The organism is Hymenobacter caeli (assembly GCF_013294115.1).
GTDB classification, from domain to species: Bacteria; Bacteroidota; Bacteroidia; order Cytophagales; family Hymenobacteraceae; genus Hymenobacter; species Hymenobacter caeli.
Map to the genome: position 1 here is coordinate 1 of NZ_JABSNP010000014.1, position 15,464 is coordinate 15,464.

Below are 15,464 nucleotides of genomic sequence, written 5' to 3' on the forward strand. Positions count from 1 at the left end.
CCCCATCAGGCCCTTAACTTCTTAACCCCCATCGAGTTTCGACAAGCTGCCTGACCTCTATTTTTGACTGGCTCACTTTGAAGGGGAGCTTACAATTCCAGCATGACCTGTTTGGCAAAAACGACTACGCACGACTACCCCACTTAGGATGGGAAGTAGTTGGGTATGGCTTAAAAAATGCTTGTCCGGCTTTTATACGCCGCGTATGGACTGCTCTAATACATACCTAGATCGCGTTGGCCTTAAATTAGTTAACTTCTAATTGGCTGTATTTTCCAAATCGCCTCAATCAGCTACAAGGTAGAGTGTTAGCGGAATTCCTTCCTTGGAGGGGGCAATAAGGGTCATTTTGGTAGCGGTAAAATTTACAATATCTGCTTCTACATCGCCACCGTCATAGTCATTGCTCGCATCTACTTTCAACAACAAATGCTTGCTTTGCAAGCAATAACTTCCAGTACCCGAGTTCTTTGCAGATATGTATGTGCATCCTTTAACATTGTACTTGCCTACCGCACCTAGGTTTTGAAAGGTAACTTTTCCATTAGGAAAAAAATCTATAGTGGGATTGCCAGTGGTCGGCCCCTGGCAATCCCCAGCTGAGGTAACGGCAAAAGTTGCCCAGCGCCAGACCTTGCCTTGCCCCCCCGGCCCCAACAAGAATGCCATCTCGGCAATGTTGGCTTGAGAACAGTCAGTTATTGACGTTTTAGCGGATGCTTTGCTGAACTCTTTGCCGCTGGCGTCTACCACGCGCAGGCTAGTAGTGTACGTGCCAACCGCAGCGTAGCTGTGGCTTACTTTAACGCCAGTCGTCGGCACTACCGGAGTTTTGTCCCCAAAATCCCATAAAAGGCTCCCATTGGGGGGTAGTTGACCGATGCTTGCTTCGAAATTGTACTGCCGTTTAACAAATCCCAGGGTGAGTTCCGGCTTGATGGAGAGGACCTGAATGCGTAAGACTTCATAATGCTCTCCCCAATATTTATTTAAAGTGGCTCCAATGGAAGAATTTCCTATGAGCATAGCGAAATCCAAAGGGTGGACACCTCTGGAAGTGCCCAGGTTTTTCTCCTGCTCTGAATTTGCCCTCTCCCTACGTTGGGTAGCGGTCAGAGTGCTGCATTCGGGCTGGACTGTACATAGACTAGGAGTACCCGTGCCATTGGATTGAAAAATTCGGAGGCGGTCGCCCGTAAGCGGAGCAATAATTCCCATGTGGTCTCTTCCGTACTTCCTCCACAAGATGAAATCACCGCTCTTTATTTCATTGGCTGGTATACGCCCTTTGTTTACCGCACTTAAGCCGGCGAAACTAGCATTTTGACTTAATGCCTTGTTTAGTTCGACTTCAAAAGAAGAAACACTGGTGTTTTTCCCGTCAATGTTGATGCCGACTTTTTGCAGCAGATTGATCATCAGCCCGGAGCAATCCGTACCAATCACTTTATAACTTCGATGCAAAGAGTCTCCCTTCGGCGGAGGTAACCGATGATCGAGGTCGCGTTGCCCAAAGCTGTATACTAACCCGTAATGTGTTGGCTCGTCGGTACCCTTACCGGGCATTGGCAGCTTTTTCTTATCACACAAAGTCTGCGCATACTTCAGCATGTCAGTCGTTAATGTTCCAGCTTGGTCTTGCGTCCCGGTGCTGGAGCCGTTTCCCCTCCGAGCCAAAGGCTTACCGTCGCTGTCCAGTATTTCCTGAAGGGTGGGGTTAGGAGCGCTGGCAGCTTCTAAAAATTCATTGTCTTCAGCATTAAGGGTGTCGCCAACGCCCTGGGGAGTTTGCTCTATTTCTTGGCTTTCTTTTTCGCAGCCAAACAAGGAAAGGCTGATAGCAAGCACAAATGCAAAGCGGTGCTTAGAGGTGTTCATGACAACATCAGTTAAGTATAAAATGCATTACCCCACTTTTAGCACTGGCTCAAGCTGTTTACTTGTCGATGGCAGCTACCCGGAAGTGTTTTTGAATTCGATAATCCTTAACCGCCATCTCTACGGAGGGGTGAGCACTTGCCGGCGCTTTGAGTGCCGGCCACGCTTGCTGGATTTTCCTTTTTCAAATTCCAGTAGGGAGCCTTCTACGTAGCAACTCATCCCATAAGGATTCGTCTTGGAGAAGAATCCCATGACGTTATTGGTGCCTACGCGGAGCGAGCGAAACCGCAATGTAAAGCCAGTGGCGAAGTTGCGGTAATCGTTCATCATGTATAAAGGCACCGCCACCTCCAGTCCACGGGTTTCGAGGCGGGGCGTCAGCGAAGCGTAAGAGAAAGACCGCATGCCAATAGCGTAATGCCCTCGTAGCCCCTGGCTTACCGCAGCGTTGAGGTACAGGGATCGCCGCATGTGGTAATCCAGGTCCAGGTTGAGGACCGTGGGCAGTCCGGTCCTTAAAGAAGGTTGAGCGGACAGCCGGCGCAGGCGCATTATGTCGCTGAGCTTATTGTCAAAATTGGTGGGGTAGAAATTGCTTGCATCGTCTTGGCTCACGTGGGCTTCGTGGAGTTCAATGCTGGGGTAGGAACGGCTCGATTTGTCATAATAAACGGACCCAAGATCGACCAAGGCTGCACCTACGCGAAAACGGTATGACTTATCGGAAGGCAGCGGCGCTCCAGCTTCTGCAATCGGTGAGGAAGGCCTGTACTCGTAAGCCACTCCCACATCGGCCCCCCAGCCGTACCCGGAAGCGTTACGGCCGGTTAGCCAACCAATAGTTTTTAATAAATCAAGCTCCCGAAAAGCATCGGCGTTAGCAACACCATACGCCCCTTGAAAATCATGCACTAAGAGGAGAGAATCCCCGCCCGCCGGCGAACTAAGCACTTCATAGTTCACGTCGCGGCCCTGGAGGTAGGCAGCGCCTATGCCAAACAGGTGCTTCACGGTTACACCGACTTTCAATTGGTGGGCCCCTTTTTCCAGCAGTACCCGGCCGTAGCTGCCGTTCCATTCAGACAAGGCCGTTGCATTCAAGTTAAACGTAGCACCGGACCAGTTCGCCGGCGAAGTCAGCCCACCAATGCTCGTTTTCAATAAACTGGGAGCAATGGTGTTGCCTTGAAAAGCTTGTCGGGTTCTGACAGAAAAAGCAATTCCACCCTGTTTGCCAATATTAACCAATACACTGGGACCCCGGATCTGTAGGGACACGTCAAATAGCTTGGTGCGGCCATCATTCACAGGGTCAAGGTTGGTAGGCGTGAGCTGCAGCCCCTCTTGCTGATGCCAGGGAAGCCACGGACCGGAATATCGGTAAGCTGAGTTGGCAGCGTGCGCTTCGACCGAAGCTAATTGGAGTTGCACCGCATACCGGTTAGCAGCTAGGGTAGCCGGATTCCACGCAACTCCACTATAGCCTGCATGGTTACTGTGCGCTAAGTCAAACCCCTGTTGCCCAAAGGAACGCTGAATGTTTACGATTAAGAGCAGTCCACAGGCCCACTTTAGCGTTGAATGATTCATAAGAGTCGCGCATATCACCAGTGCTAAGATACATAAATTTATAAATATTGCAATAATTATTTAAATACTATATCATTTGTTTTATTAAGGTGACCAAACCACTGGGCCTTATCAACTGTAGAGAGAATATCCTGACCTCCTCTACACTCCCCAAAATAATGAGCCGGTTGGTAGTGGAGAAAAGCACATTTTTGCCCTTTCCCCATTTACCGGGCCGGTTAAACGGGCCGGTTAGAAGTAGAGCGCGGCCAGAACTGCCTGAACGACGTGGCCGTTTTCAAAAAACCGTGAACGCGGCCAACAAAAAGATTGACGTTTGGCTGCGCAATTGGTACCCGAGCGCCTAGTAAAGTACCGCAACCAAGCAGCACGCGCTGCCGAGCCTGGAACAAGGCACCACGACCAAAGTGCAACCAAACGAAACGAGCGGACCATCTGGCCCGCTCGTTTCGTTTTTAATCTATACCTCAAAGTGCGGCCGGTCCTTAAACCCCGGCCAGTCCCCACCCCAATGCACCCGCGCATCCGCCGCTATCATCAGCCGCGCAAACTTGCTCAACAGCAGTCCTGACCACGATACCTCCCCGCCGGGCAGCACAAAGGCCACGTCCAGCGCCACCGAGGGCAACACGTTGTGTTTCGACTCCCCGCCGCGCTTGTAGGTCACAATGGGCCCCGGAGTGGTCCGGCCCTGCGCGTACAGCTCGTCCTGCCGCTGCACCGACCGGAAACACTCCGTAACGATGGGCCGCCCCACCAACCGCAGCACCGGGTCGCTCTCCCAGCGGGCCAGCGCCCGCACGTAGGCCGCCCCAAGGCTGGGCACCGCCTGCGCCAACCGCGCCCGCTGGGTCAGCAGCTGCGCCGCGCTCAGCTGCGGCACGGCGCGCAAACCGCCAAACGTAACCTTCGCCGGCGTCATGCTACCAAGTGCCGGCTTCGCCCGCCGGCTGCGCAACGCCCCCACTCGTGCCCGTGGTCCCCGGCGCTACGGTCAGCGCCGACAGCCCCGCCGTCAACGACCCCACCAGTACCAGGTACCCGGCCGCCGTCAGCACCGCCGCCGGCAAGGCTACCGGGGCCGCCACCAGCACCAGCCCCAGGCCGCCAATGGCCTTGCCCACCGCACTTACTTTCTTCCAGAACACGGGCGACGGCAGCGCCACTCGGTCCAACAAACTTAATTTTTTCGCAGCTTCCATCGGAAAATTCGGCTAAAGGTGAAAAGTAAACAGACTAAGCATCAGCACTCTTAACTAGGGTAGAACCGGCTCGCCCGGTTGCCCGGCAGGCGCAGGGGAGGCACCCGGCAAAGCTCCGCCGTTGGCCCCGGGCACCGCCGCCGCCGGCAGCTTCACCACCGCTTCCGGCTTTTGCAACGTCTTGCGAATCGTGGCCCAAATGGTCACCACCGCCACCAGCACCTGAATCACCAAGTGGCTGTACACCTCGATTACGTGCGGGTTAACCGGCGCTAATTCCTGAGTCAGCACCTGCCCCGCCAGGGCCGTGCCGATGATGTGCAGCAAGTGCCCGGTTTTCGTGTCAGCAAACAGCATGATTTCGTAGATAATGAGAATACATAATTTATACGAACTTACGAGAAATTAACCATTTTCGGTTCACTTTGGATTAGGGCTAGAAATTGTATTTTTTGGGCGTGCCCCCGGCCCTCCGCGCTGCTGCGGGCCGGGGTCGGGCTGTACGCCACTCCGCTTCGCTGCGGCCCTGCGGGCAGCTCCCGTTGGTCGCTTGGCTGCCATCCCTCACGTATTTCTCCGGCGTCTCCCGTTGCCCCCGCGACGACCGCCCAACGCGGGGCCCCGCCTCGCTGCGCTTCCTCCGCCCACACGGCGCTGCGCTCAGTCGTCGCCCGTACCTCCGCTCCTCGTTCGCTGCGCTTGCAGGGCTCCGGGCGCTACGTTCGGCCGGGCCCCGCTACCGCCAAACCCACCGCCCCGGCCCGCCCAGCGCTTTCGCTCCTTCCAGACCGGCTGCATGCTGCGCTGGCTGCACGTTGTTGCGCCGCCGCGCCGTTCCGCCGGCTTCCAGTCGCCAAAGCCCCGGGCCGGCCGCTTCCCGCCCACCTCCTCGAAGTCACTCCCTGACGCCGCCGCGACCACCCACCCGCGCCCGGCCCCGGCTCCCAAGGGTCGCCCAGGCCGGCCCCCACCACCGGCCCAACGCCGCGGCCCGCTTCCCGTTGGTCAGCCGGCCTTATCCCCCCGCATCCTCAGCTGCCAACGTCACCGCCCGGGGCAAGCCCACCGCACCGCTGCCACGCCGCGCAGGGCCGAAAAAGGCCCCACGCCGCGCACCAGCCCCACCAATTCGGTTGCAGGCCGCCGGCGGAAAATGCCGGCCGCCCGCGAGTAGTATTTGCGTTCCAGCCACGCAGGCAGAAATAAGGCCCGCTTCGCGGAGGGTTTCATTGGGGAGGGCCCCAAGCCCCCGCCACCATGCACTGGCTTACGCCCGGTCATCCTCCTCGGGTTCCGCGGCCGAAAAAGGCCGCTCCACCCTCACAAGGCCGGCTCCGCCGAGTGTCCATTGGGGGCCTCAGCCCGCCCCCAAACCCCCCGGCAAGGCATCCAAGGCGTTCAGTTGGGTGGCAAGGCCCGTCGTGGGGCCCCTGCTGAGGGTGCCTCAGTCCAGCGGCAGCAGCTCGCAGCGCCGGCCCAGCCGCCGGGCCGCCCGCAGGGTGCTCAGCGTGCCCTTGCTCTTTCCGTCCCACACCACCAGCACCAAGTTGGCCCGCTGCACAATCTCGGCATTGCGCACGTGGGTGGCGGCCGTGGGCCCGTGGGCGGCATAGTCGGGCCGCAGCTCCAGCAGGGGCACGCCGTGCGCCCGGGCCCAGGCCGCCGCCAGGGCGTCCACGCCCGCCGCGCCGCCGCTCACCACCTGGTCGGGGGCCAGTTCTGCCAACCGCGCCGCCAGGGCCGCGCAGCTGCGCACGCTCCGGCTTCCCACCACCGCTACTACCTTTTTGTCTTTTTCCATGCTACAAGTTACGCTATTTTACTCGTAATATGTTTCACATGGAACAATATTTCTTACTTATATATTCGTAATAAATAGTAATTAATACGGCGTTAGGGGTTATATTTGTATAAGAAATGGGAAAGACCTGTTTCGCATTGCGCCCGCGGCGCGAGCTGGGCCCGGCCCGCTCCGCAGCGCATCCCCCCGCCTAACTCCTACAGGCCATGCAGCCCACTCAATTACTCCAGCTCGCCGCTGCCGCTTGGCAGGGCCCCGCCCTCTGCTCGTTTTCGGGCATCTACGTTTCGCAGTCCGCCGCCACCTACGACGAGGGCGGCAGCAAGTGGTACATCGCCCTGCGCCTGGCCCCGCAGCAAGGCCAGCCGGCCCAGGATTTTAAGGGCCACAGCCCGTGCCCGTTCCAGGCCCTGCGCGAGGCCTTCCGCGCCCTGCGCACCGTGGCCCCCGGCTACGCCTTTGCCGCCGTGTGGGCCGTCATGCAGGCCGAGGATGCATACGCTGGCGTCCCGGCCCGTGCCTAGCGTCGCCACCGCCGCTCCTGCCGCGCCGGCAGGGGCGGCCCTTGCGCCGGGCGTCGCCCTGGCCCAAGCCCAGCGGGTGTACGCCGCCGCCAAAGAACACTGCTGGCAATTGCGCGCGGCCAGGGCCCCCAAGCCCGAGCGCCGCGCCGCCAAGCAGGCCCGCGCCGCCGCCCGCGCCGTGTTCGCCGCCGCTGCCCGGGCCTACTGGGCCAGCCCCGAGGGGCAGCGCCGCGCCCGCATCCTCGATGCCGCTTATCACCGCTACCACGCCTGCTAGCCCCCGCCCCCGATGATTGCCCGCCTCACCCCCAGCTTTTCCGCCGTGGCCGCCGCCTGCTTCCCCCTCGCCGGCTGCTCGGTGCGCGGCTACGCCTTTGCTCAAGGCACTCGCTACACCGTCACCGTCGCCACCCCCGCCGGCACGGCTTGCCCCGGCCAGTACCGCGGCACCGGCCGCACCTGCTACGAGGCCCTGGCCGCCGCCGTGCGCCTCTACTACGAAAGCGCCCACGCCTACCCGGCCACCCAGGCCCACGCCGCCATTCAGTAACCCCGCCCCGCCATGCCCCACACCGCTACTGCTTACCAATCCCACTTGCTCGACCCCATGAGTGCCGAGCCGCAGCCCGTCCACCCCGCCAACGGCCGCAGCTTCAAGCTGGCCGAGCTGTACGCCCTGCTCGATTGCCGCCTGGTGGACGTGGTGCGCCTCACGCCCGAGCTGATTCTCATCATCGACGACGAGGGCAAGTTCAAAAGCCCCGCCTACCTCAACCTGCTGGCCACCTACCTCTGGCACCAGCACCAGCCGGCCGCCCGCGGCGTCGATGCCATCGTGGGCCGCGCCATTCTGTGCCACGACAAGCAATTCCGCTAACCCCCCACGGCGACGGGGCCGGCCGCCAACGGGCCCCACTTTTTTTATTTCTCTTACCCTTTACCCCATGTCAACCAAAATCAACGCCCAGCGCAGCGCCACCACCGAAGCCGCCGCCCCCGCCGCCCTGCTCAGCCCCACGGCCCCGCCGGCACCCGGCCCCCGCGCCTACCAGCTGGACCAGGTGAACGAAGCCACGGGCGAAGTCGCGCGGGTTTCGCGCTTCCGCTACTTGCCCGGCCACCCGCGCCAAATCCGCTTCGATGCCAAAGCCGGCCAGTTCAACCTCGGCGGCACCGTCCCGCTGGGCAGCTCGCTCAGTTTCATCCCGCTGGCCTGGCGCATCTTCCAGGACGACATTCTGAACATGGGCCGCAAGCTCTGGGCCGAGCTGTTCTTCGCCGACTCTAAGGGCGCTATCTGCGCCGTGCTCTTCCACGGCTACTCGGTCGAAAATCTGTACCGCCTCATCGAGCCGCTGTTTTACGACGACCTCACCCTGGCCGACGTGCAGGTGAAAGTCACGGCCGAGAAAAAGCAGACCACGAAAGAGGGCAAAACGGCCACCTATTACATCGCCCAGTTCAGCTACGAGCCGGCCCCCGCCGAGGAGGTCGCCGCCCGCCGCGACTACGCCCGCGACCTGCCCATCTGGCGGGCCGAAACTTACACCGGCGCGGCCGACATCCGCATCCAGCACGGCTACACCGTGCCCGAGGACGGCGACCCGCACACCCCCGCCGCCGAGCTGCCCGCCGCCGAGTTGCCCCAACCTGCCTAGTGCCCCCGGCCCCACGGCACCCGCCGTGGGGCCCTCACTACCCGCCCCGATGGAAACGCCCCGCCTGCACATCGAGCAGCCGCCCCACGACGAAGCCGAAGCCGCGCAGCTCGCCCAGCTCCGCGAGCTGCTGGCCAACACCAACCCGCTGCCCGACCTGCGCGACTTCGCGCCCGCCGTGCGCCAGCTCTTCCCCGAGCCCGCCTACCGCGTCGGCTGCGGCAGCGCCCACCTCTGGCTGCACCGCGCCGCCGACGCGACCCGCTTGGCCCTCATCCGCTGATTGCTAATTGCTCACTGTTCATTGCTCCTTGAAAAGATGTTCACCGCCCTCACCCACCACCCCGGCCTGACTCAGGCCCAGCACCGCGCCCTGCCGCACGTCTCCAATACCGACCTCAGCACTCTTAAGGCCAAGCTGTTAGGCAAGCCCAACGCCCCCAATCCCGTAGCCTTGGCCTTCGGCAGCCACTTTCACACCGCCACGTTGGAGCCCGGCCGGTACGCCCGCACCGACGAACGGTGCAATTGGGCCCTGGTGGAGGCACTGGCCGGCGCTGTGCGCCGGCAGCGCTACTGCCGGGATCTGTTGTTTCGGGGCCGGCCCGAAGCCACCCACACCGCCACGCACCTGGCCACCGGCGTGCTGATTAAAATTCGGCCGGACTTACTGCACACCAGCCCCAAAACCGGAAAGGTGGGCCTCGTAGACTTTAAGACTACCAGCGCCCGCGACTATGCCCAGTTTTGCGGCACCGTCGAGCAGTACGATTACGACCGCCAAGCCGCCCTATACGCCGACGTGCTGGGCGCGACGCGCTTTACCATCATCGGCGTACAAAAAAGAGCACCCTTTGAAGTCTGGCAGGTGGAACTATTCAATTTGCCCGGCCTTCTCGCGCAAGGCCGTAAGAAATACACTCGCCTGCTGCGCGCCCACGCCGAGTATCAAGAGGTTTAGCAGACGGGGATATGAGCTGATCAAAAAAATGTCAATACAATGTACAATACCTAATTATAGGTATTGTACATTGTATTGACAAACAGTAATTTTGTTGTGCTTGATCCTTTTCCCTGGCAAATTTACTGTCAAAAGGGCTCCGCAACTTTGGTTACCCTTTGCCGGCTTGGGTTACTCATCAAGCGGAATATCCTTTGGCTTCGGTATTGGAGAATTGCGAGTCGTCATGTCATCAAGTCAAAATTGTATGAAAAGAATCCTGAGGCCGTTGATTTACATTTACGGACTGCTCATGCTTCAGCCTAACCGAGTCAGGGCACAGCAGCAGTTCGACGGTGCGCATAGCAACTACGCTGGCATCGGAGGTGTGCTTTGGAATCCTGCTACAGTGGCAGATAACCGCTACGCTATACAATTGCAAATCGCGGATTTCGACGCTCACGGAACTAACTCAGCCTACGCGTACACCGGTCCTTGGAGCTATTTGCATCCAGGTGCCGATTTCAACATACAAGGCACTAACGCGACTGCTCTTGCTAGCAACCAACCCCGCATATTCAGCGTAGGCTTTCAACTCCGAGGTCCTGGATTGCTGGTTCGCCTGGGCCCAAAAAGTGGCATTGCCTTGAGCACGCGTGTGCGCACCGCTTTTCAAGGTAACGACGTTTCTGCTAGCCTACTACAAAATTCCATCGAAGGTTTTCGTACAGTAAGCGCATGGCACAATAGCTCTTTTAACCTTAATTATAATACCGTCACAGAACGAAGCTTGACTTACGGAAAAGTACTCGTGGATACCGGGCCACACTTCTTGAAAGTAGGTCTCACTGGAAAATGGTTGATTGGCTTGGGTGCAGCCTATGCGCAGGGCAATAATATCGACTATGAAACATCACCGAGTGCATACGCTGGCGGGAACGGCATTCTTTTTTTACATCAATTACAAGGAGCCTACGGCTATTCCTACCCCGAAGAAACACCACGTTTAGACTTACAAACAGCTAGGCGCTTGCTACTAGGGCAAAACGCTACCGGTTCGGGCTGGGGAGGTGATGTTGGGTTCGTCTACGAATACCGGCCGCGGCGCACAGTGGGGGGGGCTCCAGTAAACAAAGAACTGTCGGCCAATGATACCCACCGCACTTATCTGTACCGGTTGGGTGTATCGGTTACGGACATCGGAGCCATCACTTATCGCAACAATACCGTTGCAGTCAACAATATTTCTTTAACGGATGCTGCGGTGCAACCGCCTAGTTATATTGGTATCGACCTGAGCAATTATGAAACTCGAATTCCACAGATTTTTCAGTCTGCAGGCACTCCGTTAGAAAACCATTTTACAACGGGCTTACCAACGGCTCTAAACGTCGATTTCGATTATCATTTTTCCCGCTACTTATACCTCAATGCTTCCGCCAGCCAGGGCCTGCGTATTCGGTATGCCATTGGCACGCGCACTTTCTCATGGTTGTCTGTAGCCCCGCGTTTGGAAACCCGGCGCTTCGAGTTGGCTTTCCCCCTGTCCATGACCAACAACTACCGTCAATTTGCGGCGGGAGCTATGCTGCGCCTGGGTCCGTTGGTGGTCGGGTCAAATAACCTCGTGGCCCTGTGGTCTGGAGCAAATGCTTACGGGGCCAACGTGTACGGGCAAGTCTCCTTGCTTCAAATACTTGCCAGCAAGCAGCGTAAGCGAACTGCCCGCTTTCCGCATTAGTTGCTTCAATCTTCCGGTCGGATGCGCTTACGATTCATTTTTTAATTCAACTGCTTACACCCTCGTTATGAAAGCACCCGTAACCACCTCGTTCATTTATGCCCTGTTGTTGCTTCTGCCATTGTTGGTGGGCAGCAGTTGTTCGCGGGAAGAAGAGCAGCAAATCGAGCCCGCTACGTTCCGGCAATTGGTCATTGCCGCAGCAGATCCGAGTCAAGCCAATCAAACCAATAAATTGCTGGCATATATTTCCAGTAATCATATTACTCAGTACCATTATGGCGATTTCGACGCTGATGGCCAACCCGGAAAAATCAACCAATTAGTGGTTGCCGATGCCAGTTCGGGCCTAAGCCTGAATGCTTTTCTAGACGATAGTCTACGAGTGAAAACGCTTTACTGTAGCAAAGGAGTCGTAAAAGATACGCTACTATTTACTTTCACTTACCCAAATGCGACAACTATAGTACTCAGTGCGTATCGAATCGACTGGGCTTCCGACTATACCAAACTTAGGAAGCGAGTCGTACTTAATACGTCCAACAATGCTTATGCCATCAGTGGGGTCACTACCTATAATAAAGTTAAGATTCCCATTGGTCCACTTGCCTCGCCTGCGTCAATGATGGAACAAGGGAACATACCGTACGCCATGTCTCCCTCAGGTATTATTGATTCAAAACGCTTTCTCGAGGTGCCTCTTTCAGCCAGCAGTTCAGCAAACAAGTGGTTAACTGTTTTAGGAACCAATCAAAAAAATGGCCCTGCTCATACGGCTGGTGCCAGCCGGACAACTGCTGAAAACGTTGGAGCTGACATTAGAGAAATAGATATTAATAGTGGGAAAGCTGTTGCAGCTGTTGGATACGGATTTCTCGGTCTAGGTGCAATCGGTGCCGGTCTAGTAGCGTTCGCTGGCGGAACAGCAACAGCTATCACAACTGCATTTGTGGTTTATGGAGCAATTGGCGCATTTATAATTTTAAGTGGTGGCATCTCATCCGCCCAAGGAGCAGAACTTTCTCCTTCCGACAAACCCTTTAAATTTCCCCCGTCCAATACCCCTGACAGCCCAACTACTCAAATCAACGGCACCCAATTGCAGCGGCTAAAAATTTATACTGCCATTAGTGAAAGCGCTGTAACCGTTGTCCCACGTGTTAATTCTGTTTGTTGTGATAATCCTTTTCTTTACACAAGCGGGGTATTAGAGTTCAAATTTGGGAGTGGTAAAGCCGTGGGTAGAGGACAAGTGACTGTGATTGTTGGTGGTTGTGATGGCACATACGTAGGTTCGGGTGGGAAAAATATTTTCTTTCTTACCAGCGCTTCTGTTGTTGGAAACAATTTAACACTAAACTTTGGTGATAGTAAGTTCTTGGGAACTATGACTACCCGAGGTGGAACAGGTGTGTTAACCATAAATACCATCGCTGTGTGTAGTGCAAGCGGCGTTTCAGCCCCATATAGTGTGAATATCCCCATGAGTTTTGCGGCAATTAATTAGCGCTATCTCATGCACAGAAATAGAGTAAAACAAAGGTCTATAATATTAGATAAGGCTGATTCCTGGAAACAGCAGCTGGCTCTATTTCTATTTTGAATAGCGTTATTCCACCTAAAAGGAGCCCGCGACAACGACGACGTGTTACCACACCACCTCGGGCCGGTACTGCCAGACACCTGCCAAAAAGCGGGTATTCAATGGTAAGGCGAACGGTTCGCCAGTGGTGTCGGCTGCGCGCCACCCGGCAGCGCGGGCAACCCCAGCCCGGCCAATTCTCTCGACAGCGTTGAGAGAATGGCCGGGTAGGTCCGGTAAAAGTCCACGCACCGGTACAGCTGTTGCGCCGACAGGCCCCGGACTTGCTGCAAGCGGCGCGCCAGTTCCGGCATCAGCCGGGCCCCGTAGGCGGCCCGGTCGTCGCCGTGCTGCTCGTATTCGGCGATGTACCAGCCGATGACCCAGTTGCGCACCGTCAGCCAGTAGTTCACCTGCTGCCCGGCCGCCTGTTGCGTCCGTTCGTGCAGGTGTTGGATGCGCCCGGCCAGCGTTAAAAGCGTTGATTCTGCCATAAAGGCCCAAGATACAGCGCCTGCTGACACGGGCCCCGGCGTATGTTTGACCGCCGCGCGGCTGGCCATCGAATACTCTTCCCCACGTAGCCCACGACCCGCGCAAGAAATGGGGCATGGGGCCCTATCCCCACGGCGGTAACGTGTACGTGACCACGAAAACCGGCCAGCAAAAGGAGTTCATCCCGCTCGGCAACCGAAGCGATGCCGCCATCCCAGCCGCCATTTAAGAAAAACTGCACCAGCGGTAAGCCGCGCCGTAAAAGTGAACGCCAACCACTTCTGTTGGCCCGAAAAAGGCCGGCCCCCACCCAAGGAAGCCGGCCTGTTCAGGGCGTACAACGGCCCGTCACGCTGCTAGCTGCTGGCCGGCACGGTAAACGTTCGCGTGAGCAGGTTGCCCAAGCGGTTGACCACCGCCACCGAGTAGCTGGCCCCCGCCGGCAACGACCCCAGGCCAATGCCGATTTCGGTGTTCAGGTCCAGCTTGAACGCGCCCGTTGGGTAAGCGTCCGTGGTCACCAGCACCGCGTGGTCGCCCGCGTCCGTGGAGGCCACGTTCACGTGCAGCTGCACGTTGCCCCCGTTGTTGGTCACGTCGAAAGTGGCGAAGGAGAGGGGCCCCGCCCCCAGGCCCGCCCCGCCCATGTCGGCGCTGCCGGCCGCCGTCAGCGTGGCCCCCGGCAACTCAAAGCCCGGCGTGGCCGCATCCACGATGTAAACCCCGTCCTGGGCGAGTTGCGTCAGGGAATTGAATTGACTCGTGGGCTTAAATACCTGGTAACTGGTGCCCGCCGTGTTGAAGCCATAGAGGGCCCGCACGTTGTTTTTCCAGGGGGCCGAAGCCAGCGCCAGCGCCGCCCCGTTGAAGATGAAGCCGGAAAGCGGCTTGGAGATAGTGCTCATAAAAAATGATGGGAAGGAGTAAAAAAAAGAGCCGGCCCCGGCGTGCTGCCCGGGCCGGCTCGATTGGTTGCTGAGGCGAAGGCCCTAGAAGTTCACCGTGGCGGCAAACGCACCCGTGTGGGCCGCGCCGTTGTGGGTGAAGGTGAAGGCCTGGCCGGCGTAGCGGTCGAGGTAGGCCACCGAGGCCACCTGCGCCCCGCCCACGCTCACGTCCATGCTGGCCGGGGCCGAGCCGCCGGTCGCCAGGGCGTTGAAGCCGAAGGTGTCCCCGGCCGAGGCGGCCAGCGTCACGCCCTGCGCGTCCTGGTTGGGGCCCGTCAGCGTCGTGTCGTAGCTCGTCGCCGAACCCCCGCCCGCCGGCACCGCCGAAGCCACCACGTTCACGTACTCCACCGCCAGCGGGTTGCTGGCGTTGTTGTTGAGCGGGTAGTACTTGCCGTTGAGCTGCTGGTAGTAGTTCACGCCCAGCACGCCCACCACCAGGTCGTCGGCCCCCGGGGCGGCCGGCAACGTCGCCACCACCGTCCGGTTCGTGAGCGCCGCGCCGTTCAGCGGCAGAATGCCCAGCGGCGCGGCCACGGCCGCCTGCTGGTAGGTCTTGCCCAGGAAGTTCACCGACGACGCCCCCACGACAATCTCGTAGTGGGTGGCCCCGGTCGGGGCCGCGATGTCCGTTTGCGGGTTCAAGCTCGGAATGGCCAGCGTCACGCCCTGGCCGTTGCCCGTCAGCGTGTACTGGAAGAACAGGTTCTGCCCGATGCCTGCCCCCAGGTTGAAGTTGAAGCCCAGCAGCGGGGCCAGGTTAGATTTCAGCACCTGGCGCATGCCCCGGTCATGCACCCCGTCCAGGGCAATGGCGGCCCGCATCGCCTGGGTCAGGCGCGAGACCATGCGCTTGTCGCTGGCCGCCTGGATGGCCACGCGCAGCGAGTCGCGCACCAGCTTTGAGGCCGTGGCCGCCCCGCCGAACTCGCTGGCGTTTTCGCGCACCCGCGCCATGCTGTCCTTGGCCTGAAAGCTAGCCTTGTTGGAAGCCGGCTTCTGCCGGATGCTCCCGTCCTTGGCAAACACCAGGCCCCCCACGGTGCCCTGAATGCCTAAAATACCGGTCTGTTGTGCCATAATAAAAAAAATAAAGTGAGAAA

18 protein-coding genes are annotated in these 15,464 nt (G+C 58.5%); 9 read left to right on the forward strand and 9 right to left on the reverse strand.

The window, feature by feature from the left end:
- Positions 1-285: 285 nt before the first annotated feature.
- From HNP98_RS14400 to HNP98_RS14425, 6 genes are all read right to left on the reverse strand, one after another.
- Positions 286-1,878 carry a PKD domain-containing protein gene (locus HNP98_RS14400; protein WP_173810801.1) on the reverse strand — a complete coding sequence of 531 codons (1,593 nt, stop codon included), beginning with the start codon at positions 1,876-1,878 and terminating at the stop codon, positions 286-288.
- Positions 1,879-1,998: 120 nt separating this feature from the next.
- The gene (locus HNP98_RS14405) at positions 1,999-3,471 is read right to left on the reverse strand and encodes a DUF5723 family protein (protein ID WP_173810802.1); all 1,473 of its coding nucleotides are present in this window, start codon (positions 3,469-3,471) and stop codon (positions 1,999-2,001) included.
- A 460-nt stretch (positions 3,472-3,931) separates the two neighbouring features.
- A complete protein-coding gene (locus HNP98_RS14410; RefSeq protein ID WP_173810803.1) occupies positions 3,932-4,393 on the reverse strand; it encodes a M15 family metallopeptidase in 462 nt (153 codons plus the stop codon).
- Between the two features lies 1 nt (position 4,394).
- Positions 4,395-4,673, reverse strand: coding sequence for a hypothetical protein (locus HNP98_RS14415; RefSeq protein ID WP_173810805.1), 279 nt, complete (start codon positions 4,671-4,673; stop codon positions 4,395-4,397).
- 54 nt (positions 4,674-4,727) lie between these two features.
- Positions 4,728-5,030: a hypothetical protein gene (locus HNP98_RS14420; protein WP_173810806.1), complete on the reverse strand. Its 303-nt coding sequence runs from the start codon at positions 5,028-5,030 to the stop codon at positions 4,728-4,730.
- Between the two features lie 1,087 nt (positions 5,031-6,117).
- On the reverse strand, positions 6,118-6,474 hold the full coding sequence (locus tag HNP98_RS14425) for an SLOG family protein (RefSeq protein WP_173810808.1): 357 nt from the start codon (positions 6,472-6,474) through the stop codon (positions 6,118-6,120).
- 206 nt (positions 6,475-6,680) lie between these two features.
- On the opposite strand from HNP98_RS14425, the gene HNP98_RS14430 reads away from it, so the two are divergent.
- The 9 genes from HNP98_RS14430 to HNP98_RS14470 all read left to right on the forward strand — a co-directional run bounded on the left by HNP98_RS14430 (position 6,681) and on the right by HNP98_RS14470 (position 12,844).
- Positions 6,681-6,998 carry a hypothetical protein gene (locus HNP98_RS14430; RefSeq protein WP_173810810.1) on the forward strand — a complete coding sequence of 106 codons (318 nt, stop codon included), beginning with the start codon at positions 6,681-6,683 and terminating at the stop codon, positions 6,996-6,998.
- Positions 6,991-7,275: a hypothetical protein gene (locus HNP98_RS14435; protein WP_173810811.1), complete on the forward strand. Its 285-nt coding sequence runs from the start codon at positions 6,991-6,993 to the stop codon at positions 7,273-7,275. The genes HNP98_RS14430 and HNP98_RS14435 overlap by 8 nt, the downstream gene beginning before the upstream one ends.
- A 12-nt stretch (positions 7,276-7,287) precedes the next feature.
- Positions 7,288-7,548, forward strand: a complete 261-nt coding sequence (locus HNP98_RS14440; RefSeq protein ID WP_173810813.1) for a hypothetical protein — start codon at positions 7,288-7,290, stop codon at positions 7,546-7,548.
- A gap of 12 nt (positions 7,549-7,560) precedes the next feature.
- A complete protein-coding gene (locus tag HNP98_RS14445) occupies positions 7,561-7,875 on the forward strand; it encodes a DUF3846 domain-containing protein (protein WP_173810814.1) in 315 nt (104 codons plus the stop codon).
- Positions 7,876-7,942: 67 nt separating this feature from the next.
- The gene (locus tag HNP98_RS14450) at positions 7,943-8,656 is read left to right on the forward strand and encodes a hypothetical protein (protein WP_173810816.1); all 714 of its coding nucleotides are present in this window, start codon (positions 7,943-7,945) and stop codon (positions 8,654-8,656) included.
- Positions 8,657-8,705: 49 nt separating this feature from the next.
- The gene (locus tag HNP98_RS14455) at positions 8,706-8,939 is read left to right on the forward strand and encodes a hypothetical protein (RefSeq protein ID WP_173810818.1); all 234 of its coding nucleotides are present in this window, start codon (positions 8,706-8,708) and stop codon (positions 8,937-8,939) included.
- A 36-nt stretch (positions 8,940-8,975) separates the two neighbouring features.
- On the forward strand, positions 8,976-9,617 hold the full coding sequence (locus HNP98_RS14460; RefSeq protein WP_173810820.1) for a PD-(D/E)XK nuclease-like domain-containing protein: 642 nt from the start codon (positions 8,976-8,978) through the stop codon (positions 9,615-9,617).
- Positions 9,618-9,864: 247 nt separating this feature from the next.
- Complete coding sequence (locus HNP98_RS14465; protein WP_173810822.1) at positions 9,865-11,337, forward strand: DUF5723 family protein; 1,473 nt, start codon at positions 9,865-9,867, stop codon at positions 11,335-11,337.
- A gap of 67 nt (positions 11,338-11,404) precedes the next feature.
- Positions 11,405-12,844: a hypothetical protein gene (locus tag HNP98_RS14470; protein WP_173810823.1), complete on the forward strand. Its 1,440-nt coding sequence runs from the start codon at positions 11,405-11,407 to the stop codon at positions 12,842-12,844.
- A 194-nt stretch (positions 12,845-13,038) separates the two neighbouring features.
- On the opposite strand, the gene HNP98_RS14475 is transcribed toward HNP98_RS14470, so the two are convergent.
- The 3 genes from HNP98_RS14475 to HNP98_RS14485 form a co-directional block, all read right to left on the reverse strand.
- On the reverse strand, positions 13,039-13,413 hold the full coding sequence (locus tag HNP98_RS14475; RefSeq protein WP_173810825.1) for a DUF1016 N-terminal domain-containing protein: 375 nt from the start codon (positions 13,411-13,413) through the stop codon (positions 13,039-13,041).
- Positions 13,414-13,770: 357 nt separating this feature from the next.
- Positions 13,771-14,319 carry a hypothetical protein gene (locus HNP98_RS14480; RefSeq protein WP_173810826.1) on the reverse strand — a complete coding sequence of 183 codons (549 nt, stop codon included), beginning with the start codon at positions 14,317-14,319 and terminating at the stop codon, positions 13,771-13,773.
- A gap of 84 nt (positions 14,320-14,403) precedes the next feature.
- Positions 14,404-15,441, reverse strand: a complete 1,038-nt coding sequence (locus HNP98_RS14485) for a hypothetical protein (RefSeq protein ID WP_173810828.1) — start codon at positions 15,439-15,441, stop codon at positions 14,404-14,406.
- Between the last annotated feature and the right edge of the window lie 23 nt (positions 15,442-15,464).